Consider the following 22,491-nt stretch of genomic DNA (forward strand, 5'->3'; position numbering starts at 1 on the left):
CTCAACCTCAGGCGGGCGGTGCGCGCCACTGCCCTCCTTGCCTTCTGTGACCGCTCATTGCCTGCGGCCCCTGCCCTGTTGGCGTCATGCATCCGGTGACGGTGAGGTGAGCCCCGGTTCGTCGGTGGCTTCGTCGTCGACGTAGGTGGGGACCTGGGAGTGGACCTGCAGTGCGATCTCACCGGCTCGTTCGAAGCGCAGGGTGATCCACACGTAGTCCCCGCCGCGGATCTGCTGGCGCAGGTTCCGGAGCAGCAGGTGGGTGCGTCCCTTCTCCAGTTCGACGAGTGTGCCGGTGGGCACTTCGACCGGGCCTCGCACCGTGCCGTTTGCGCTCACGATGTCCACGGACCGCGCGACGGTCGTCTCGGCGCCGATCAGCCTGTCGGCGCGTTGTCCCTGGTTGAACAGCCAGAGATAGAAGGGGGCGTCGTCCCCTGGCTCCCATGGCCCGTCGGGGGGTTCGGCGATGTGCGCGTAGCGGATCAGGACCGGCCCGATACGGGCGTTGGCGCCCGGCGGGTTGTGCGTGATGTCCCCGCCGCCGCATCCGGTCCCCACGACGGCAAGACAGCCCACTGCGAGGAAGGCGACTGCCCTTCGCCACGTCCCCGTCATCCTCGCGTTCATCTCTGTACCACCTCTCGCCCGGAGTTTCCGGCGGCACAGGGGCCACCGCTGACAGGTATGCCACGACCACCGCGGCCTGGCGTCACCCTTTCGGCCAGACGGCGGACTCGTCGGGCGAGCGCGCGCTTTGCGCGGAAGGGGGTGCGGCAAGCGCTCGGCAGCACGGGAAAACCGGAGCCAGGAAGAGGGGCGTCGAATCGTCCGAACGCGTGATCGTCCGGTGGGTCGACGACAGAACCTACAAGCAGCGCAACGCGGTTGAGTGATACATCAAGCGGCTGAAGCAGTGGCGTGGCCAAGAGCTGCGCTGTGTCGGAGGGCGGGGATGATCCGCTGCCGTGGCGGTCACGCCCGTCGTGGGCGTCAGGTGGTCCGCGGGCGGTGAATTCCTCAAGGCCAATTGCGCGAAACCAATTCCTCTCAGCAGTCTCGCCCAGCACCTGATGACAGGAGGCGAAACCATGCATGACCGCTCCGCCACGCCCAGCGCGCGCACGCGGACTGAGGGCCTGCCTCATCAGTGGGCGGTCATGGTGGCCCGTCTGAACGAGATGCTCGTCTGCGAGGCTACGGCGACACCTCCAGGACCGATGCCTCACAGGCATCATCCCCTTCCTGAACCTCCCGACGGCACGGGCATGACCCGAGCGAGGGAGGGAACAGGGGGGAAACGGGCGGCTCGGGCATGAGCGTCCGTTGTGGACCATGTCATCGCATGTGAAGGAGGCTCCATGAAGTCCGGCGACATTCCCGTCCTGACCAGGCTCTCCGACTCGCACCACGCGATCCGCTCCGCCGACGAGGACGTCCGGGGCCGGAAGGTGACCGACCGCTCCGGCAACGAACTCGGCAAGGTGGGCGACCTGATCATCGACGAGGAGGAGCACAAAGTCCGCTTCCTCCTCCTGGAGCACGGCGGCTTCCTGGGTATCGGCGAGAAGAAGAGCTACATACCGGTCGACGCCGTGGCCGATGTGACGGAGGATCACGTGCGCATCGACCGTACCCGGGAAGAGGTGGCCGACGCCCCCGAGTACGACCCGGAGCTCGTGGAGCAGAGCGAGTTCTACGACCGCCTCTACACCCACTACGGCTACGTCCCCTTCTGGGGTACCGGTTACGTCCCCCCGCGATTTCCTTACCACCCCTGAACGCCGCCGTGCGCTTGGCCCGCCGGATATCGCGCTGCGGCATCGCCCGGCCGGGGCGTGGGATGCCCAGAGCGAGCGGGGGAACTCGTCACGGCCGCCGTCGCGCCTGATGGTCACCCTGGGCGCCGTGCAGTGGCTGTTCGGTCCAGACTGTCTTGCCCTCGCGGCTGTAGCGGGTACCCCAGCGTTCGGCCATCTGAGCCACCAGGAACAGGCCGCGTCCCCCTTCGTCGGTGGTGCGGGCCCGGCGCAGGTGCGGTGCAGTGTGGCTGCCGTCGCTGACTTCGCAGACCAGGGACCGTTCCCGGATCAGCCGCAACGTCATGGGACCGCTGGCGTAACGGTAGGCGTTGGTGACCAGTTCGCTGGCGATCAACTCGGTGGTGAAGGTGAGGTGCTCCAGCGCCCATTCGGTCAGCTTGCCGGTGACGAGTGCTCTGGCCTGGGCGGCCGCGGTGGCCTCCATGGGCAGCTGCCAGGAGGTGACGTGCCGCTCCGGCAGTACCCGCGTGCGAGCGATGAGCAGAGCGATGTCGTCGGCAGGACGAGCGGGCACCAGGGCGTCCATGACTGCTTTGCACGTGTCCTGCAAGGGATTCGCCGGGTGGGTCAGGGCTGCGCACAGCCGCGCCAGGCCCTCGTCGGTGTCCATGGTGCGTTCGCCGAGCAGTCCGTTGGTGTAGAGCGTGATCAGGCTTCCCTCGGCGAGTTCGAACTCCCCGGCCTCGAACGGCAGTCCGCCCAGACCGAGCGGCGGGCCGGCGGGCAGGTCGAGCAGGGCGGCCTGCCCGTCCGGGCTGGTCACCACCGGGGGCAGATGGCCGGCGCGTGCCGCGGAGCACCGGCGGGAGATCGGGTCGTAGATGGCGTACAGGCACGTGGCGCTGACGACTTGCTGGGTCACCGGCCGTTCGTCGGCTGCCTCCTGCTCTGCCGCCAGCAGGTTGACCAGGTCGTCGAGGCGGGAGAGCACTTCGTCCGGTTCCAGGTCGAGGCCGGCCAGTGTGTGGACGGCGGTACGCAGCCGCCCCATCGTGGCGGCGGCGTGCAGGCCGCGTCCGACCACGTCGCCGACGACGAGGGCGACCCGCGCCCCGGACAGGGCGATGACGTCGAACCAGTCGCCGCCAAGGCCCGGGCTCGCGCTGGCAGGCAGATAGCGTGGGGCCACCTCGACGGCCGACTGCTCGGGTACCGTGCTGGGCAGCAGGCTGCTCTGCAAGGTGAACGCCGTCCGCTGCTGCTGAGTGAAGCGCCGGGCGTTGTCGATGGCGAGGGCGGCGCGCGAGGCGAGTTCCAGTGCCAAGGTCAGGTCATCGGCTGCGAACGGGTCGGGGCGCCGCGAGCGCCACAGGCTCATCACGCCCAGTACCAGACCCCGCGCCGCCAGCGGTACGACGATCAAGGAGTGTGAGCCCGGCTTCGACGCGTATCCGCTGCGGCCCTGTTGAACGGATAACCAGTCGGACGGAAGAACGGGTTCCAGGACGGGGCGGCCGTCAGCCAGGCATCTGGCCTGCGGTGTGTCCGGTGCGTACTCGATCGGCCGCGGGGTGCCCGGGTCGGGTTCCTGCGCGCCGATGCCGCACGCGCCGACCCGTGCCACGGGCCCGGCCAGCGCGGGCGCCGGTTCCTCGCCGCGGGTGACCTGCTGCAACAGGTCCACCGACGCGTGGTCGGCGAGGTGGGGGACCATCACGTCGGCGAGTTCCCGGGCCGTCTGCGCCACGTCCAGGGTTGTTCCGACACGGGTGCTGGCCTCGGCGAGGAGCGTGAGCCGGTGCTGGGCGCGGTGGCGTTCGGTGACGTCTTCGATCATCTCGGCCACTCCCAGGATGCGGCCGACGGGATCCTCCAGGGGAAAGGACGAGACCGACGCGACGCGCTCTCGTGCCGGGGCCCGTTCCAGGCGGGCGTACTGCTCCGAGTAGACCAGTGGTCTCCTGGTCCGCATGACCTGGCGCACCCGGTCCACGGCCTTGCGTGCGTCGTCGGGGACGAGCAGAACGCCGGTGGACTTGCCCTGAAGGTACGCAGCCGGAACGCCGGTGAACCGTTCGATCGCCCGGTTGACTCGCAGAATCCTCATATCGGGGCTGTGCACGACCAAGCCGATCGGGCAGCGGTGGTACAACCCGTCGAGAACCGCGCGATCCCGCTGCCACTCCAGGACGTCGGCCGCAGGTGCCCCGGCAAGAAGCCACTCGCGGACGCCGTCACGTTCGAGCGCGGAGACCCTGAGCCCCAACTCCACCGGATGTCCGCTGCGGTGGCGCACCGCGAGCAGTCCGAACCAGCCAACGGCCCTTCTGCATCTTTCCGCGGCATCCCTGACGGCCGGCAGATCACCGGGATCCACCAGAACCTCGAATGCAGAACGGCCGATCACGTCAGGGCCTCGGTAGCCGATCAGATCCTGAGCCCGCCGACTCCATCCGACTACCGTCCCCTGGGCGTCGAGCACCCCCAACGCGGCCAGGTGCAGCCCGAGCGGATCGTCATCGTTCTCGTTGAGCTGCCTCACCCGCTTCTCCACTGCTGGACGTCACTGATCTCGAACGCCGTCGAGGAACTGCTGCGGTACCGAGTGCCGACTGCCGAGAAATGACAACCCGCTACTCCCCCTCCGAAGTCGTGGGCCGCGTCCGGCCGACTTCCGGTAGAGCGCCGGCACGCACATGCAGGATGTCACCGATGAACAGGTCGTACACCAGCACTCCGATCACGCCGCCGACAAGCGGCCCGACGATGGGAATCCAGAAATAGTTACTGAAAGCACCGGACAAGGTCCCCGGCATCGCCAGCTCCTGCCAGCCCGCGGCCCAGGCGAACAGGCGCGGGCCGAAGTCACGCGCGGGATTGATGGCGTAGCCGGCGTTCGCACCGAAGGACATGCCGATCGCTGCGACGGCGAGGCCGATGATCAGTGGACCGAGGTTGGCTTTCACGCCGACGTTGCGCAGGTCGATGACAGCAGCGACAAACATCAACAGGAACGCGGTGCCGACGATCTGGTCGATCAGCGGTCCCCAGATCCCACCGTCGAAGTACGGCGCCGGGAATGTGGCGAAGATGGAGAAGGACGCGAGCGTGTGACCATTCGTCTTCGGGCCTTCCATGGCGGCGTCGAACGCGCTGATCGCGTCGTGGTACACCGCGTACACCAGAGCGGCTCCGACGAACGCTCCGACCACCTGCGCCGCCATATACGGGAGGACCTTCGCCCAGGCGAACTTCCGGCGTACCGCGAACGCCAGTGTCACCGCCGGGTTGATGTGCGCCCCGCTGACCCCGCCGGCCACGTACACGCCAAAGGCCACGCCCATGCCCCAGCCCCAGGTGATCAACAGCCAGTCTCCGGCACCCAGGAGGGACGTGGTGGGCCCCGCGGTGCGACCCGAACCCGGCAGGCCCGCGACCGCCATCGCCACCGAGCCACATCCGAAGCAGATGAGAACGAAGGTCCCCAGAAATTCTGAAAGGCATTCACCCAACAGACCTCCCCGGCGTTTGAGCCAAGAGGGCTTGAGGAGGGGCGTGATTTCTACGGCCATCTGGTCCTCCCAGACTCTCGTCCAACCCTGGTTGGGGCCCTGCTGTCCGGTCAGCCCCGCCGCTGCACGTTCTCTCGGCCAGCGCTTGGCACGCTACCGTGACCAAGTGACTACCGCGCGTCACGTCACCTCTTCGAATCTGCAACAGGGAGATGGCGACCACCGCAGGCACCGAGCGCCGCGGGCGGATGGATGACTCTCGTGAGCGGCGACCCGAGTACTCCATTCGCGGGAGTCGGCGCCCTCGCCGACGGTGACGTGAGGTGCCCGGCAAGGTATTGCGCGCAGTGCCCGCACCGGGGTGCTCGCGCTGGCTGTGCCTACGCGGCCCAGAACCCGAAGCTCGCCGCCTTCGCCGAGCCGGTCACCACGGCTCGCTCCCGCACCGCGAAGGCCGGCACCGGATGGCCCGTCGCCGGTGACGCGCTGGCCGGACGTACCAGCCCTGAGCAGGCCCTGCATCGGGCGCAGCGGCAGGCCTCGGCAGGGAAGTGAGGAACCGGCTACTGGCTGATGCGTGACGGCGTCCGCGCGTCGTACGCGGCGGAGGTCGCCGACGACCGGTCCACCCTCTACGCGCCCGTGCGCCAGGTGACCGACCACGGCCACACCCTCAACAGCCCCCTGCTGACCGTCGAATGCTGGTCGCCGACCGGGAAGCCGGTACCGCGGGCCTCGACCGAGGTCAGCACCCGGTCGCCCGCGGTGAAGTCGACGCCGGTTCGTCGACGCTCAGCCCGGTCGAGGCCGAGGCAGCGAGAGAAACTTTCGCCGTATGCGGTGGAGAAGTTAACATGCGGATGTGCCCGAGGCCACAGGCTCGTCGGGCGGGCGACTCGATGATCGGGAAGGCGACCTTGGGGCACTACGCGGCCGACGGACCGGCGGACGAGGAACGCGGGCAGGGCGACTCGTCCAGGCCGGTCACCATCGCGTACATCGCCGAGTCGGCGGGAGTGTCGGTCCCGACCGTGTCCAAGGTGATCAACGGCAAGTCGGGGGTGTCCGCGGACACACGCGCCCGGGTCGAGGAACTGGTCAACAGGTACGGCTACCGCAAGCCCGCCGGAGCGGGCCGGAGCAACGTCGTGGAGCTCGTGTTCCGTGAGCTCAAGGACTTGTGGGCCGTGGAGATCATCCGGGGCGTCGAGGAGGTGGCCCGCAGGCACGGCGTCGGCCTCATGGTGTCCCGGTCCGGGCTGCGCGGCACCGCGCCGAGCTGGGACGACACCGTCTCGCGGCGTCCGAAGTGCGTGCTGTCCGTGGCCCAGCTCTCGGAGGCCGAGCGCGAACAGCTGAAGGCGAAGGGCATCCCGTTCGTCGTCTTCGACCCGACCGAGGAACTGCCGGACGACGTCCCGTTCGTCGGTGCCACGAACTGGTCCGGCGGCCGCGCCGCGACCCGCCATCTCACCCGGCTCGGGCATCGCCGTATCGCGATGATCAGTGGACCGCAGGACGTACTGTGCTGCGTCGCCCGGCTGGACGGACACCGTTCCGCGATGCGGGCCGCCAACCTGCCGCTCGACCCGGGACTCGTCGTGCACGCGGAGCTCACCCGTGAGGACGGCTGTGAGGCGGCGCGGTCCCTGCTGGCGCTGCCCGAACGCCCGACGGCGATCTTCGCCGCCAGCGACCTGCAGGCACTCGGCGTCTACCAGGCCGCGCGCGAGGCCGGCCTGCGCATCCCCGACGACCTGAGCGTCGTCGGTTTCGACGACCTCCCGGTGGTGGCCTGGGTGGACCCGCCCCTGACCACCGTTCACCAGCCGTTGACCGAGATGGCGGTGGCGGCGACCGAGCTGGCCCTCACCCTGGGCCGTGGCGAGCAGGCGCCCCAGGTCGGGTTGGAGATCGCGACGACTCTGACGGTGCGCGGCAGTACGGCTCCGTCGAAGAACTGACACGGCGGCATTGACCACCGGGATGGCCCTGGCTAGCCTCCCGTCGTAGAAACTCTCCAGGAACCATCAGCGAAAGTTTCGGAAGCGGCTCGTGAAACCGTGAACCAGTGAGAGGACTCGATCAGGGTGTCGAGCATGCCCGAGACGGGCACCACCACCATCATCAACCCGGTGATCCCCGGCTTTCACCCCGATCCGAGCATCTGCCGGGCGGGCGAGGACTACTACCTCGCGTGTTCCAGCTTCGAGTACTTCCCGGGCGTGCCCATCTTCCACAGCCGGGACCTGGTGCACTGGACCCAGATCGGCAACGCGCTGGACCGGCCGAGCCAACTGCGCCTGCCGCTGGACTCACCCTCCTCGGGCGGGATCTACGCGCCCACCCTGCGGCACCACGACGGCCGCTTCTGGCTCATCGTCACCAACGTGAGCGGTGACGGCAATCTGCTGTTCACGGCCACCGACCCGGCTGGCCCCTGGTCCGAGCCGATCCGGCTGCCCGGGGTCCACGGCATCGACCCCGATCTCGCCTGGGACGACGAGGGCAACTGCTGGTGCACCGTCGCGGGCGTGCGACAGGTCCGCCTCGATCCCCGCACCGGGGAGACATTCGGTCCCGATCGCAAGGTCTGGTCCGGAACGCCCGGAGCCAAGGCCCCGGAGGCACCGCACCTGTACCGGATCGGCGACTACTGGTACCTGCTCATCGCCGAGGGCGGCACCGAGCGCTGCCACAGCGTCTCGATCGCCCGCGGCCGCACGCCTCAGGGCCCGTTCGAGCCGTGCCCGGCCAATCCGATCCTGACCCACCGCGGCACCGAGCACCCCATCCAGAACACCGGCCACGCGGACCTGGTCCAGGGACCCGACGGTTCGTGGTGGATGGTGCTGCTCGGGGTGCGACCGGGCGGCGGCACTCCCGGCTGGCACGTACTCGGCCGGGAGACGTTCCTGGTGCCGGTCGACTGGGTGGACGGCTGGCCGGTCGTCGGCGAACTGTCGCTCAAGGCGCCCGCGCCCCCGTGGCCGCTCCAGCCGGGCGCCGTCACGCCGGTCCGGGACGACTCCGACCTGAGCGAGCTCGCGCCGTACTGGGTCTCACTGCGCCATCGCCCCCCGGCGAACTGCACCACAAAGGAACGGCCCGGCTGGCTGACCCTGCGCGCCCGCGGCGCATCGCTCGACGACACCGACGTGACGTTCGTGGGCCGACGGCAGCAGCATCCGTCCTGCCGGGTGCGAGCCCTGGCCGACGTGGGGGAGGGAGCCGGTGGCCTGGCCGTCCGCCTCGACGAGCAGCACCACTACGGCATCGAGGCCGCGTCCGGCGAGGTGCGCGTGCGCGCCCGTATCGGTCCGTTGAGCACGGTCGTGGCGTCCCGGCCGGTACCGCCCGGACCTGTCGTGCTCCGCATCGAGGTGGCCGCTGTCGAGGCCGTGGACGACGCACGCACCGGCCCCGACACCGTCTCGATCGGCGTCGAGGAACCGGACGGCACCTTCGTCGAACTCACCTCGCTCGACGGCCGGTACCTGTCCACGGAGGTCGCCGGCGGTTTCACCGGCCGGGTCCTTGCAATGTTCGCCTCATCCGGCTCCGTTCACTTCGACTGGTTCGACTACGAGCCGCTCGACTGCTGAACGGCCCTTTCGCATCCGCCAAGGAAGTAATTCCTCGCCCTCCCCCATACCAGCCAGCGCACCAGAAACGGGGCGCTTCAGCCCCTGAGCAACTTGCCGCTCCCCACCCGATGTGACCACCCCCATTGCGCCGCCCGGTCGGCTCCGTGAGTCTCTCGGTGAACGCGCGTCCGGGGAACTGTTATCCGGGGCTCGCCGATCGATCTCCCATGTAACGGACGGCATCGATTCGGCGTCGAGGACGGGAAAGTTTGTGATGAGTACAGAGGGCACGAGGACATCGGCAGCACTGGTGACCGCTGCCCGAAGCGGCGACCCGGAGGCCCAGGACGCCCTGGTCAGCGCGTACCTCCCGCTGGTCTACAACATCGTGGGGCGAGCCCTGAACGGCTCCGTCGACGTCGACGACGTCGTGCAGGACACCATGCTGCGTGCCCTTGACGCGCTGGGCGGTCTGCGTGCTCCCGAGAACTTCCGTTCCTGGCTCGTGGCCATCGCGATGAATCAGGTCCGGGCGCACTGGCAGAACCGGCAGTCGGCCCCGGGCGCGGTCGAGGAGGCCGAGGACCTCGCGGACCCCGGCGCCGACTTCGTGGACCTGACCATGGTGCAGCTCCAGCTGTCCGGCCAGCGCCAGGAGACCGCACGTGCGACACGCTGGCTGGAGCCCGAGGACCGAGGGCTGTTGTCGCTCTGGTGGCTGGAGTGCGCCGGCGAGCTGACGCGGTCCGAGGTCGCCGCGGCCCTGGAGCTGTCGCCTCAGCACACGGCGGTCCGGGTGCAACGGATGAAGGCGCAGCTGGAGGCGGCCCGGGTGGTGGTGCGGGCGCTCGACGCGCGGCCGCGCTGCGAGGAACTGGAGGGACTGCTGGTCTCCTGGGACGGCCGGCCCGCGACGCTGTGGCGCAAGCGAATAGCCCGGCATGCCCGTGGTTGCGGCCGCTGCTCCGGGCTGTGGAACGGGTTGATGCCCGCGGAGGGGCTGCTGGCCGGCCTGGCGCTGGTCGCCGCCGCGCCCGCGCTGCTGGAGAGAGTGCTCTCCGCCTCCGGCGCAATGGCCGGGATGGCCGCGGTCGGGTCGGCGTCCCCGATGGATGTCTCCGCAGGTCGCGGGGAGCCGGGCCCGAAAGCCGGGGACCGTGCCGCGCACGGCCGGGCGGCCTCCCGCAGTGAGGCCCGTCGACGCAGACGCGTCCGGCGCCGGGCCGTCGGGAGTGCCGTCGTGGCGGCCTGCGTAGCGGGTGGCGGCCTGTGGTACTTCGGCACGGACCCCCGGACCGGGACCGAAGAGGCCACCGCCGAACGGGCCGTCGGCGCCCCCGCCGCGGACCTCTCGGCACCCAGCGCCGCCGTGACCTCCCCGTCGGCCTCCGCGTCGCCGTCTCCGTCCGCATCGCCGTCGAAGAAGGCGAGACCTTCCCGGACCTCACCCCCCGCCGAGAAGAGCGTGCCGACTCCCCGCCAGTCCACTCGGCCGACACGGACCGCGGCCAGTGCCCCGCGGACGCAGCCGGCCCCGACGGACACCGTTGCGCAGGTGGTCGCGCTGGTGAACAAGGAGCGGGCGGCCGCCGGCTGCGATCCCCTCACGGAGGACCCGCAGCTGAACCGGGCCGCGCAGGGCCACTCCGACGACATGGCCGCCCGCGACTTCTTCGACCACACCAACCCGGACGGTGCCGACCCCGGGCAGCGCACCACCGCCGCGGGCTACAACTGGTCCACGTACGGGGAGAACATCGCCCGGGGCCAGCAGACCCCGGAGGCGGTGATGGACTCCTGGATGAACAGCCCCGGCCACCGCGCCAACATCCTCAACTGCTCGTTCAAGGACATCGGCGTGGGCATCCACAAGGGCTCGGGCGGGCCGTGGTGGACCCAGAACTTCGGCGCCAAGCAATAAAGGACGGGGAAACCACCCCGCAACAGACGACGGGGGAAACCACGTGCCCCCGCCCCGTGAGCAGCTGACGGCCCTTGCCCTTCCCCGACGTTTCCCAACCGGACTACTGCCGGGCGTGTCGTGACGCCGGTACGGGGCACTGGGAGACGATGGGCGTTCCTCGGGAAGCCACGAGATCGGGCGGAGGGAGGCGCTGCGTGGACCAGCGGGCGGCCACCCCGGGCGGCGACGCGAAGGCGATCACCGGCACGCGAACCGGCTCGGCGGGCCCGTCCCACGGGCATGACATGGCGGACCTGCGGCGGCGGATTCCCCGCACCGACGCGCTCCTTCGAGACGCGCGCCTGGCGGACGCCGTACACCGACTGGGATCGGCGACGGTGAAGGCGGCCGTCCGGCAGGCCCAGGAGCAGGCGCGGGACGGTTCCATCGCGCCGGAGGACGTGGCGGACACGGCGGTCGCCCTGCTGCCGCGCACGATCGGCGGGCTGCGGTCGGTGATCAACGCCACCGGCGTGCTGCTGCACACGAACCTCGGCCGGGCCTCGCTGTCCACGGCGGCCCGGCAGGCGGTGCAGGAGGCCGCCGGGCCCACCGACGTCGAACTGGACCTGCACACCGGGGTCCGCGCCCGCCGCGGACGGACCGCCCTGGCCGCACTGCGCGAACGGGTGCCGTCGGCCGCTGCCGCGCACGTGGTGAACAACGGTGCCGCCGCACTCGTCCTGGTGGCGACCGCGCTCGCCCCCAGGAGGGAGATCGTCATCAGCCGGGGGGAGATGGTGGAGATCGGGGACGGTTTCCGCCTGCCGGACCTGCTGGTGTCCACCGGAGCCCGGTTGCGCGAGGTGGGCACCACCAACCGCACCACCGTCGCCGACTACGCCGCCGTGATCGGCCCGGAGACCGCCTTCGTGCTGAAGGTGCACCCCTCCAACTTCCGCATCACCGGGTTCACCCGGGCCGCCGACGCCGGGGACCTGACGGCTCTCGGCGTTCCGGTGGTCGTCGACATCGGCTCCGGGCTGCTCGGACCTCACCCCCTGCTGCCGGACGAGCCCGACGCCGAGACCCAGCTCCGGGCGGGCGCATCGCTCGTCACCGCGAGCGGCGACAAGCTGCTCGGCGGACCGCAGTGCGGGCTGCTCCTCGGAGCGGAGGAACTGGTGCGGGCCGTGTCCCGGCATCCGCTCGCCCGTGCGTTGCGCGTGGACAAGCTGACCCTGGCCGCGCTGGAGGCCACGCTGACCGGGCCCGAGACCCCGACCGCCGCCGCGCTGGCCGCCGCTCCGGCGGTGCTCGTCGACCGTGCCGAGCGGCTCGCCTCCTCCCTGAGCGCCGACGGCATCGACGTCCGGGCCGTCGGGAGCGCCGCGACGGTGGGCGGTGGCGGCGCCCCCGGTGTGACGCTGCCGAGCGCCGCAGTGTCGCTGCCCGAGCGGTACGCCGCCGCACTGCGGACCGGTCCGGTCCCCGTGGTGGGGCGGCTGGAGGCGGGCCGGTGTCTGCTCGACCTGCGGGCGGTGCCGCCGGAGGACGACGAACGGCTCGCCGACGCCGTGCGGTCGGTCACGGTTCCGGCCACGGAAAGGTAGGCGCCATGCGGGTACTGGCCACCGCCGGGCACGTCGACCACGGCAAGTCCGCCCTGGTGCGTGCGCTGACCGGGATGGAACCCGACCGCTTCGAGGAGGAACAACGCCGGGGGCTCACCCTCGACCTCGGGTTCGTGTGGACGCGGCTCGCCCCGGACGGCACCGGCGGCCCCGCCGGGGAGCACCTGGCCTTCGTCGACGTACCCGGACACGAGCGGTTCGTCACCACCATGCTGGCCGGTGTCGGGCCCGTCCCGGCCGTGCTGTTCGTGGTGGCCGCCGACCAGGGCTGGCAGCCGCAGTCGCAGGAGCACCTGGAGATCCTGGACGCGCTGGGAGTACGGCACGCCGTGCTCGCGGTGAGCCGCAGCGACCTGGCGGACCCCGAGCCCGTGCGGGCGGACGCCGTCGAACGCATGGCCGCCACCTCCCTCGGCACCGTGCCGTCCGTCGCGGTGAGCGCCGTGACCGGCGCCGGACTGGACCGACTGCGCCGGGAGTTGGTCCGGTTGGCCCGTGCGCTGCCCGTCCCGCCCGCCGACGCGGACGTACGGCTGTGGCTGGACCGCGCCTTCACCGTGCGCGGTCACGGCACGGTCGTCACCGGCACCCTGGCCGCGGGCACCCTGCGCGTCGGCGACCGGCTCCTGGTGGGGGACGGCACGACCGTGCTCCGGGTGCGTGGCCTGCAGTGCCTGCACGAGGACGTCCGGGCCGTCAGCGCGGTGGCGCGCGTGGCGGTCAACGTGCACGGCCCCTCCGACGGCGCTCTGAGCCGGGGACAGGTGCTGCTGACACCGGACCGCTGGCTGCTCACCGACCTGATCGACGTCCGGGTCTGCGGAGCCCCGGTCGAGGACCTGCCCCGGACGGTCACCCTGCACATCGGGACTGCCGCGGTGCCGGTGACCGTCCGCCCGTTCGGCCCGGACACGGCCAGGCTGACCCTGGCCCGCGCGCTTCCCCTGCGGGTGGGCGACCGGGCCGTCCTGCGGGAGCCGGGCGGTCGGCGCACACCGTGCGCGGTGACCGTCCTGGACGTACGACCGCCCCGGCTGACCCGGCGAGGAGCGGCCCGCGCCAGGGCGGCCGAGCTGGCGGGCATGACCGGCCGGCCGGACGGCGCGGCGGAACTGCGGCGGCGCAGGATCGTCCGCCGCTCGGAGCTGGCAGCCATGGGAGTGCCCGCGCCCACCGCACCGGTCGCCGGTGACTGGCTGGCCGACGCGGAGCACTGGGCGGCACTGCGGGACCGTCTGGAGGCCGAGGTCGAACGCCATGCGGCCGCGCACCCGCTGGAGCCCGGCCTGCCCACCGAGGCGGCCCGCCGCCTGCTCGGCCTGCCCGACCGGTCCCTGGTCGACGCCCTCGCCGGGACGTCCGGCAAACTGCACGGCAGTCAGGGCCGGTTGTACGGCCCCGGAGACCTCCGGCCCACCCTGCCGCCGCCTGTCCGGGCAGCCGTCGACGCCCTGCGACGGGAGCTGGCGCGGGCGCCGTTCCGCGCGCCGGAGGCGGACCGGCTGACCGAACTGGGGCTCACCCGCAAGGCGCTGGCCGCCGCGGTCGCGGCGGGCGCGCTGCTGCGGGTCGGCGACGGCATCGTGCTGCTGCCGGACGCGGACGTGCGGGCGGTCGCCGTACTGCGACAGCTGCCACAGCCGTTCACACTCAGCGAGGCCCGCCGGGCCCTCGACACCACCCGCCGAGTGGCCGTGCCGCTGCTGGAGTTCCTGGACACCCAGGGGTACACCGCACGCGTGGACGACCAGCGCCGACGCTGCCGGGCCGGTACGGAGAGCGGAGGCGGACAGGAATCGAACCTGCCTGCCCGAGATCCTCGGACACCTCGGTTTTGAAGACCGGGAGGGCCACCAGGCACCCACACGCCTCCGCCCGCCAGGCTACCGGAGGGCCAGACCATCGACCCGGAGGACCCGGCATGACCACCACACGTGAAACGCCCGTACGCCTCACGCAGTACGCCCACGGCGGCGGCTGCGCCTGCAAGATCCCGCCCGGCGAGCTGGAGGACGTGCTCGGCGGACTGGCCGCGCCGATGACGACCACCTCCGACACCCCGCTCCTGGTCGGGCTGGCCACCGGCGACGACGCGGCCGTCGTCACCCTGCCCGCCGAGGGCAGTGCCTCGACCCGGGCGGTGGTGTCCACGGCGGACTTCTTCACTCCCGTGGTGGACGACCCGTACGACTGGGGACGCATCGCCGCGGCCAACGCCCTCTCCGACGTGTACGCGATGGGCGGCCGTCCGGTGCTCGCCGTCAATCTGCTGGCGTGGCCGCGCGATGTGCTGCCCTTCGACCTGGCCCGCGAGGTGCTGCGCGGCGGGCTCGACATCGCGACCGAGGCGGGCTGCCATGTGGGCGGCGGACACAGCGTGGACGATCCCGAGCCCAAGTACGGCATGGCCGTCACCGGTCTGGCCGATCCGGCCCGCCTGCTGCGCAACGACGCGGGTCGGCCGGGCATGCCGCTGTCGCTGACCAAGCCCCTCGGACTGGGCGTGCTGAACAACCGTCACAAGGCCACCGGCGAGCGGTTCGAGCAGGCGGTGGCCACGATGGTGGCCCTCAACCGGGACGCGTCGGCCGCGGCCCTGGAGGCCGGTGCGACCTGCGCCACCGACATCACCGGCTTCGGCCTCCTCGGCCACCTGCACAAACTGGCCCGGGCCTCGGGCGTGACCGCGGTGGTCGACACCGCCGCCGTACCGTACCTCGACGGTGCGCGGGAGGCGGTCCGCGACGGCTACGTCAGTGGCGGCACCCGGCGGAATCTGGAGTGGGTGGCGCCGTTCACGGACTTCGGGGACACGGACGCCGGCACCCGGCTGCTGCTGGCCGACGCGCAGACCTCGGGCGGGCTGCTGGTGGCGGGGGAGGTGCCCGGAGCGCCGGTGGTGGGGGAACTCGTCCCGCGCCGGGAGCACTCCGTCGTCCTCAGGTGAGCGCCGACGCCGGTCAGGGCTCCGTGCCCGTCCGGTCGTCGATGCCCGCCCGCGCCCGGTAGGCGCGCACCAGCTCCACGGCGGCGGGACCTCTCGGCCGCCGTCCCGGCCGGATGTCGACGGCGAACGCCTTGCTCTCCTGGATGTGGGTGTTGGGGTCGAGGGCCATGTGCAGCAACTCGTTGGCGGCGTCCCCGGTGCTGTAGCCGTTGGGCCCCCAGTGGTAGGGCAGTCCCACCTGGTGCAGGGTGCGCCCGTGCACGGTCAGGGGCGGCACGCGGTCGGTGACCAGCACCCGTGCCTCGATCACCCCGCGGGCGCTGACGATCGTCGCCCAGCCGGTGTGCTCCAGGCCGCGCTCGGCGGCGAGCTCGGGGGAGACCTCGCAGAAGAACTCCGGTTGCAGCTCCGCCAGGTAGGGCTGCCAGCGGGACATGCCGCCCGCGGTGTGGTGTTCGGTGAGCCGGTAGGTGGTGGCCACGTACGGGAAGACCTCCGTGCCCGGTTCGCCGCCGCTCGGCTGGTAGCGGTTGTCGGGGTGCGGTGGGAGCAGCTGCCGTACCGGGTTGCGCTGCCTGCCGTACAGCGGGTTCGGGAACGGCGAGTCCTGCGGCTCGTAGTGCGTGGGCAGCGGGCCGTCGGTGAGGCCGGACGGCACGTACAGCCACGCCTTCCCGTCCGCCTGCATGATGAACGGGTCGGTCCCCGACAGGGCCTCGGGTCCGGTGGCGTCGTGCGGCGGCCGGTGATCGGGGGACTTGTCCTTCTTGAAGTCGGCGATGTCGTGGCCGGTCCACTCGCCCCGCTGCGCGTCCCACCACACCAGCGCCTTGCGTTCGCTCCACGGCCTGCCGTCCGGATCGGCCGAGGCGCGGTTGTACAGGATGCGCCGGTTGGCGGGCCAGGCCCAGCCCCATTCGTTCGCCACCCAGTTCTGCTGCTCACCCGGCTTGCGGCGGGCGGCCTGGTTGACGCCGTCGGCGTAGACGCCGCAGTAGATCCAGCAGCCGCAGGCGGTGGAGCCGTCGTCGCTCAGCTGCTCGTAGGAGGCCAGCGGGTTGCCCTCGGCGTCGTGGCCGTTGATCTCGGCGAGGACGGCCTCGGCGTCCGGCTCGGCGAGCTCGCCCTTCGTCGGGTAGTCCCAGGTGAGGTCCAGCACGGGCCGGTCCATGGGATCGGTGGACGCGGCGAGCTTCCGCCGGATGATCCGCCCGAGGTGGTAGGTGAACCACAGGTCGCTGCGCGCCTCGCCGGGCGGTTCGACGGCCTGGTGGTGCCACTGCAGCAGCCGCTGGGTGTTGGTGAAGGTGCCGTCCTTCTCGGTGTGCGCGGCGGCCGGCAGGAAGAACACCTCGGTACGGATGTCCTCGGTGCGCAGCTCGCCCGTCTCGATCTCCGGGCCGTCCTTCCACCAGGTGGCCGACTCGATGAGGGAGAAGTCCCGTACGACGAGCCAGTCCAGGTTGGCCATGCCCAGGCGCTGCATCTTGGAGTTGGCGGACCCGACCGCGGGGTTCTCGCCCATGAGGAAGTAGCCCTTGCAGGTGCCCTCCAGCTGGGCCATGACCGTCTCGTAGGTGGAGTGGGAGCCGGTCAGGCGCGGCAGGTAGTCGAAGCAGAAGTCGTTCCCGGCGGTCGCGGCCTCGCCCCAGTACGCCTTGAGCAGGCTGACCAGATAGGACCGCATGTTCCCCCAGTAGCCCTTGCGGGCCGCGCCGGCCTGCACGAAGGTGTCCAGGTCCTGTTTCTGGTGGGCGTGCGGCATCGGGATGTAGCCGGGCAGCAGGTTGAACAGGGTGGGGATGTCCGTCGAGCCCTGGATGGAGGCGTGCCCGCGCAGGGCGAGGATGCCGCCGCCGGGACGGCCGATGTTGCCGAGCAGGCTCTGCAGGACGCAGGCCGTGCGGATGTACTGGACGCCCACGGTGTGCTGCGTCCACCCGACCGCGTAGGCGAACGCGGTGGTGCGGTCCCGTCCGGAGTTCTCCGTGACGAGGTCGCACACCTGGCGGAAGAGGTCCTGCGGGACACCGCAGACCCTCTCGACCAACTCGGGGGTGTAGCGGGCGTAGTGCCGCTTGAGCACCTGGAAGACGCAGCGCGGATGGGTGAGCGTGTCGTCCCGTTCGGGTTCGCCCTCGCCCACGTCGGCGCCGCCCGACCCGTGGGCCTCACCGCGCGCCGCCTCCGACACCGACCTGCCGCCGCCGGTGCGCTTGTCGTACTCCTGATCCCGTCGGCCGGAGGCCGCCTGGACCTCCGTACCGGCGTACTGCCAGCTGCTGTTGTCGTAGCTGCGGGTGTCGGGGTCGAAGCCGGAGAAGACGCCGTCGAGGTCCTCGGTGTCGCGGAAGTCCTCCCGCAGGACCACGGGGCCGTTGGTGTACGCCACCACGTACTCGCGGAAGAACTTGTCGTTGCTCAGGACGTGGTTGATGATCCCGCCGAGGAAGGCGATGTCCGAGCCCGCGCGCAGCGGTACGTGCACGTCGGCGAGTGCGCTGGTCCGGGTGAACCGCGGGTCGACGTGAATCACCTTCGCGCCCCGGGCCTTCGCCTCCATCACCCACTGGAACCCGACCGGATGGCACTCGGCCATGTTCGAGCCCTGGATGACGATGCAGTCGGAGTTCTGCAGGTCCTGCTGGAAGGTGGTCGCGCCGCCGCGCCCGAACGAGGTTCCCAGACTGGGAACGGTGGAGGAGTGTCAAACACGCGCCTGGTTCTCGATCTGCACGGCTCCCAGGGCGGTGAACAGCTTCTTGATCAGGTAGTTCTCTTCATTGTCCAGCGTGGCCCCGCCCAGGCTGGCGATGCCGAGCGTGCGCCGGGTGCGGGTCTCGTCGACCTCCCACTGCCAGCCTGCCCGGCGCGCCTCGATGACCCGGTCGGCGATCATGTCCATGGCCGTGTCGAGGTCGAGACGCTCCCACCCGGTGCCGTGGGGGCGCCGGTGGAGGACATGGTGCTCGCGGGCGCTTCCGGTGGTCAGTTGGAGGCTCGCCGAGCCCTTGGGACACAGCCGTCCGCGGGAGACGGGGGAGTCGGGGTCGCCCTCGATCTGCGTGACCCGCTCGTCCTGGACGTAGACGTTCTGGCCGCAGCCCACGGCGCAGTACGGGCAGATCGACTTCACCACCCGGTCGGCCGAGGCGACCCGGGGAGTGAGCCGCGAGCTGGGCCCGCTCTTGGCGGCGGCCCCGCGCCCCAGGGGGTCCGTCCCCTTGAGCTGGCGGTAGACCGGCCAGGAGTCGATCCATGTGCGTACGCCCATGACGTCTGCCCTTTCGGTGGTGCCCGCTGCCGTCCCCGGGTTCCAGTCGACTACGGCTGATTTTCCCGCAGCCCGGCGGGAACGGCATCCGCTGCTCGCGCCGCGTTCGACAGCTGCGGCATGGCGCGGAGTACCCGGCGCACCGACGTCGAAACGGTGACCGGGGTGGCGTACCTGCCGGGCGCCTGCGGGCTGCCCCGTCCGGCCGAGGCGGTCAGTGGCCGTCGGACCGTGCTCGGGCCTCCAGACGTTCCCGCTGCGGTACGACGGTGTACTTGGGGTCCTCCGCGGAGGCCACACCGGCGTGGAACACGCCGAACCGCAGGGCCGCCGAACCGGCCAGCAGAGCCCCACCCGCCGCCGCGGCGAGCAGCCGCTCCCGGCCGCCCGCGTACGCCGCCAGTACGGCACCGCCCGCCGTGAGCACCTCCGCCGAACGCAGCAGCCAGTGCTGCCTGCCCTGTTCGTACGGCTCGGCAGCCAGGCCCATGCGCCGCTTCATCACCTGGAAGGCCGCCAGCTCCAGTCCCGCGCCGAGCACCGCGAGCCGACGCGCGGGCCCGGTCTCCCGGATCGGCGCGCAGGCCAGGGTGAGCCCGGCAGCGGCGGTGGCGCCCGAACCCGCGAAGACGAACGGCATCTCGCGGTGGCCCTCGTGCCACGACGGCACCGCGGTGTCGGACAACAGCACGGCGGTGTAGGTGGCGACCGCCGGACCGAGCGCGGCGGCGCCCGCCGTGGCCGCGGCCCCGACGATCCGGTGGCGGCCCGCGACATCGGCGGCAGCGGCGGCCATCGTCAGCGGGGCGTAGCCCGCCAGCAGCCACGATCCCAGGTTCATGGGGGAGGTGGGCTTGAAGATGCGGAGCATGTTGAGGAACCGGGCGGGGCGTCCCAGGTCGTGCACGAGCGCGGCCAGGGACACCGAGATCGCCCCGGCCGCGCCCAGTTTCGCCGCGCGGGCCAGACCCGGTCGGCCCGTGACCTGGCCACCGGCGGCCAGCAGCGAGGATGCCCCGGCCAGCCCGCCGAGGTAGAGATAGCCCGCGATGTCCAGCGGCTTCCACGTCGGCTTGTTCAGGATCGGTTTGCCGTAGTACGAGGAGAACTCCACGTCGGGCACCATCGCCCGCTCGCCGCGCCCGCGGCGCCGCCGTCTGCGCCCGGTATGTGCTCCGGTGAGGGCGTCGCGTCCGGGGCGCGCCCCCTCCACCCCGCCCCGGGTGACGTCGGACCCGGTCATCGCGGCCTCCTGACGAAACTGACGACGGCCATCGCGGCGAGCGACGCGGCGGCGGCCGCCGCGTGCCGCCACATGGCGGGCAGATCGCGGGTGGTGACGACCGGGTCGGGCGGCAGGCCGTAGACCTCCGGTTCGTCCAGCAGCAGGAAGAACGCGCCGTCGCCGCCGACGCCGTCCTCAGGGTCCTCGCCGTACAGACGCGCGTCCGTGACACCGGCCGCGTGCAGGTGAGCGACCCGGGCCGCCGCCCGCTCCCGCAGCTCCTCCAAGGGCCCGAACTGGATGGAGTCGGTGGGGCACGCCTTGGCGCAGGCCGGTTCCATGCCGACGCCGAGGCGGTCGTAGCACAGGGTGCACTTCCAGGCGCGCCCGTCGCCCCGGCGCTGGTCGATGACGCCGTACGGGCAGGCGGGCACGCAGTAGCCGCAGCCGTTGCAGACGTCCTCCTGGACGACGACCGTGCCGAACTCGGTGCGGAACAGCGACCCGGTCGGACACACGTCGAGGCAGGCCGCGTGCGTGCAGTGCTTGCACACGTCGGAGGACATCAGCCAGCGCAGTTCGGTACGTCCGTCAGGTGCGACGGGAGAGATCGCCCCGGCGGGCGCGCCCGCGGGGGCGGAGCCGGGCTCCGGGGCCGTGGCTCCCGGGCCGGGGGAGGAGGGGGAGGTGCCGAGGTTCCTGGCGGCCGCGAAGACGTCGACGTCCTCGTGGCCGACGCCGGGTTCCTGTCCGCCCAGCGGCTTGCGCTGCTCGATGAAGGCCACGTGCCGCCAGGTGCTGGCGCCGAGTCCCTGGGTGTTGTCGTAGGACATGCCGGTCAGTTCCAGGCCGTCCTCCGGGATCGCGTTCCACTCCTTGCACGCCACCTCGCACGCCTTGCAGCCGATGCACACGGAGGTGTCCGTGAAGAAGCCCATGCGCGGTGGGGGGTCGGTGTACCCGGCCGCTCGTGCGGTGGTGTCGTCCGTCATGCGCGATCCGTTCTCGTCAGCCACCGACACGGTGGGTTCACCGCTCCTGCCGCCCACTTCGGCGACTGCCCCGCGTGCCCAGTCGCCGACTGCTGGTTCCGAGCCTGGCACGAGTGCCCCCGGCCCGCGCGGACGAAACGGTGGTGCGTGGGCCGTTGTGGCGGTCGGGCCGGGCCTCACGACCGCGGGAGTTCCCGCAGGTGGGGCGGGCGGCCGTTCGAGTGAGACCTGCGGTGGATAGAATCGATTCGGCACTGGGCAATGGATTGGCTGACGCCCGCGTCCGGCGTCGTGACGCGGTCTGGCGCGCGGCGCCGTCACCGGACGTCGGGACGGGGCGGCATGATCGGCACTTTTCGCCCGCGGGCACCGCAGCAGTGGGCACGGCGGCGAACGACATGAGCCTGTACACGGGCCGACCCTCGGGCCTGATCGGAAAGCAGATCGCGGGCTACCGCATCGAGCATGTGATCGGCCGCGGTGGCATGGCCGTCGTCTACCGTGCGAGGGACCTGCGTCTGGACCGCACGGTCGCGCTCAAGCTGATCGCCCCGGAGCGCGCCGCCGACGACACCTTCCGACGCCGCTTCACCCACGAGTCCCGTGTGGCCGCGGCCATCGACCACCCGCACATCGTGCCGATCTTCGAAGCGGGCGAGACCGACGGTGTCCTGTACATCGCCATGCGGTACGTCTGCGGTCTGGACCTGCGGGCCATGCTGGACCGGGAGGGTCCGCTCCCCGTCGCGACCTCCCTGCGCATCGCCGGGCAGGTGGCCTCCGCACTCGACGCGGCCCATGAGCACGATCTGGTGCACCGGGATGTCAAGCCCGGCAACATCCTGGTCGCCGCGGGCACCGACAGCGACCACCCCGAACACGTCTATCTCACGGACTTCGGGCTGACGAAGAAGTCGATGTCGCTCAGCGGGTTCACCGCCGCGGGCGAGTTCGTCGGCACGCTCGACTACATGGCGCCGGAACAGATCTCCGGCCGTCCGGTGGACGGCAGGTGCGATCTCTACAGCCTCGCCTGTGTGGTCTACGAGTGCCTCGCCGGCGGGCCGCCCTTCGAGCGTGACGAGGACGTGGCGCTGCTGTGGGCCCACCAGTACGACCAGCCGCCTCCCCTGACCGAGAGGCGGGCGGGGATCGCGCCCGCCGCCGCCGATGTCCTGGGGAAGGCCCTGGCGAAGATTCCCGAGGACCGCTACGACTCCTGCCTGGAGTTCGTGAGGGCCCTGCGCGTCGCCACCGGAAGCGGCGTCGGCGCGCACGCTCGTCCACCATCCCGAGAGGGTCCCCGGCCCCTCGGAGCCTCGGAGCACCCCGAGCCGCCACCGGAGCCTCCGGCCTGGGCCCGGCCGGTCTTCCGCGGTCCGTAGCCCGGCGTCACAGCCCCAGGGAGATGGCCAGTCGGGTCAGTTCCGCCGTGCTGTTGATGCCGAGCTTGGCCCGGATGCGGCGGAGATAGGCGTCGACCGTGTGCTTGGACAGTCCCATGTGGCGGGCCGTCTGCAGGTAGGTGCGTCCCGCGGCGATGTGCCGCAGTGTCTCCTGCTCGCGCGGGGCCAGCGCGGGTGCGGGGGCTTCGGCGTGCGGCGTGGCGAACGTGAGGCTCATGGGACTCTCTCCGAGAAGATCGGCTCGTCAT

Annotated in this window: 14 protein-coding genes, 1 tRNA gene and 1 pseudogene; 8 read left to right on the forward strand and 8 right to left on the reverse strand. The window is 71.5% G+C overall.

What is annotated here, in order from left to right; translation table 11 throughout:
• Positions 1 to 84: 84 nt before the first annotated feature.
• Positions 85 to 561 (reverse strand): copper chaperone PCu(A)C, encoded by a 477-nt coding sequence (locus tag KWI83_RS20015; protein WP_308122118.1) that lies wholly within the window; start codon positions 559 to 561, stop codon positions 85 to 87.
• 800 nt (positions 562 to 1,361) lie between these two features.
• Between KWI83_RS20015 and KWI83_RS20020 the strand changes: the two genes are divergently transcribed.
• Positions 1,362 to 1,781: a PRC-barrel domain-containing protein gene (locus KWI83_RS20020; RefSeq protein WP_218515736.1), complete on the forward strand. Its 420-nt coding sequence runs from the start codon at positions 1,362 to 1,364 to the stop codon at positions 1,779 to 1,781.
• 88 nt (positions 1,782 to 1,869) lie between these two features.
• On the opposite strand, the gene KWI83_RS20025 is transcribed toward KWI83_RS20020, so the two are convergent.
• Both KWI83_RS20025 and KWI83_RS20030 read right to left on the reverse strand, forming a co-directional pair.
• Positions 1,870 to 4,317, reverse strand: coding sequence for a SpoIIE family protein phosphatase (locus KWI83_RS20025; RefSeq protein WP_218515737.1), 2,448 nt, complete (start codon positions 4,315 to 4,317; stop codon positions 1,870 to 1,872).
• Between the two features lie 79 nt (positions 4,318 to 4,396).
• Positions 4,397 to 5,335, reverse strand: a complete 939-nt coding sequence (locus KWI83_RS20030) for an MIP/aquaporin family protein (RefSeq protein WP_218515738.1) — start codon at positions 5,333 to 5,335, stop codon at positions 4,397 to 4,399.
• An 839-nt stretch (positions 5,336 to 6,174) separates the two neighbouring features.
• Here KWI83_RS20030 and KWI83_RS20035 point away from each other — a divergent pair.
• The 5 genes and pseudogenes from KWI83_RS20035 to KWI83_RS20055 all read left to right on the forward strand — a co-directional run.
• Complete coding sequence (locus tag KWI83_RS20035; protein WP_218515739.1) at positions 6,175 to 7,239, forward strand: substrate-binding domain-containing protein; 1,065 nt, start codon at positions 6,175 to 6,177, stop codon at positions 7,237 to 7,239.
• A 135-nt stretch (positions 7,240 to 7,374) separates the two neighbouring features.
• Positions 7,375 to 8,880, forward strand: a complete 1,506-nt coding sequence (locus tag KWI83_RS20040) for a glycoside hydrolase family 43 protein (RefSeq protein WP_218515740.1) — start codon at positions 7,375 to 7,377, stop codon at positions 8,878 to 8,880.
• 256 nt (positions 8,881 to 9,136) lie between these two features.
• A complete protein-coding gene (locus KWI83_RS20045) occupies positions 9,137 to 10,783 on the forward strand; it encodes a sigma-70 family RNA polymerase sigma factor (RefSeq protein ID WP_218515741.1) in 1,647 nt (548 codons plus the stop codon).
• 287 nt (positions 10,784 to 11,070) lie between these two features.
• Positions 11,071 to 12,378, forward strand: a complete 1,308-nt coding sequence (gene selA / locus KWI83_RS20050; protein WP_218515838.1) for an L-seryl-tRNA(Sec) selenium transferase — start codon at positions 11,071 to 11,073, stop codon at positions 12,376 to 12,378.
• A gap of 5 nt (positions 12,379 to 12,383) precedes the next feature.
• Positions 12,384 to 14,144, forward strand: a pseudogene (locus KWI83_RS20055) (SelB C-terminal domain-containing protein); the annotation flags it as partial.
• A gap of 35 nt (positions 14,145 to 14,179) precedes the next feature.
• Here the strand turns inward: KWI83_RS20055 and KWI83_RS20060 are convergent.
• A tRNA-Sec gene (locus tag KWI83_RS20060) sits at positions 14,180 to 14,272 on the reverse strand.
• A 48-nt stretch (positions 14,273 to 14,320) separates the two neighbouring features.
• On the opposite strand from KWI83_RS20060, the gene selD reads away from it, so the two are divergent.
• On the forward strand, positions 14,321 to 15,346 hold the full coding sequence (gene selD, locus KWI83_RS20065) for a selenide, water dikinase SelD (protein ID WP_218515742.1): 1,026 nt from the start codon (positions 14,321 to 14,323) through the stop codon (positions 15,344 to 15,346).
• Positions 15,347 to 15,359: 13 nt separating this feature from the next.
• On the opposite strand, the gene fdh is transcribed toward selD, so the two are convergent.
• The 3 genes from fdh to KWI83_RS20080 all read right to left on the reverse strand — a co-directional run bounded on the left by fdh (position 15,360) and on the right by KWI83_RS20080 (position 20,837).
• Entirely contained in the window at positions 15,360 to 18,620 is a 3,261-nt protein-coding gene (gene fdh, locus KWI83_RS20070; RefSeq protein WP_218515743.1) for a formate dehydrogenase, read from the reverse strand.
• A gap of 214 nt (positions 18,621 to 18,834) precedes the next feature.
• Entirely contained in the window at positions 18,835 to 19,863 is a 1,029-nt protein-coding gene (gene nrfD / locus KWI83_RS20075; protein WP_218515744.1) for an NrfD/PsrC family molybdoenzyme membrane anchor subunit, read from the reverse strand.
• Positions 19,860 to 20,837, reverse strand: coding sequence for a 4Fe-4S dicluster domain-containing protein (locus tag KWI83_RS20080; RefSeq protein WP_218515745.1), 978 nt, complete (start codon positions 20,835 to 20,837; stop codon positions 19,860 to 19,862). Before KWI83_RS20080 ends, nrfD begins: the two co-directional genes overlap by 4 nt.
• A 398-nt stretch (positions 20,838 to 21,235) precedes the next feature.
• Between KWI83_RS20080 and KWI83_RS20085 the strand changes: the two genes are divergently transcribed.
• Complete coding sequence (locus KWI83_RS20085; protein ID WP_218515746.1) at positions 21,236 to 22,222, forward strand: serine/threonine-protein kinase; 987 nt, start codon at positions 21,236 to 21,238, stop codon at positions 22,220 to 22,222.
• Positions 22,223 to 22,229: 7 nt separating this feature from the next.
• On the opposite strand, the gene KWI83_RS20090 is transcribed toward KWI83_RS20085, so the two are convergent.
• Entirely contained in the window at positions 22,230 to 22,460 is a 231-nt protein-coding gene (locus tag KWI83_RS20090) for a response regulator transcription factor (protein WP_218515747.1), read from the reverse strand.
• Positions 22,461 to 22,491 lie beyond the last annotated feature (31 nt).

Origin of the sequence: Streptomyces sp. TRM70350 (genome assembly GCF_019219825.1) — a bacterium.
Lineage (GTDB): Bacteria > Actinomycetota > Actinomycetes > Streptomycetales > Streptomycetaceae > Streptomyces.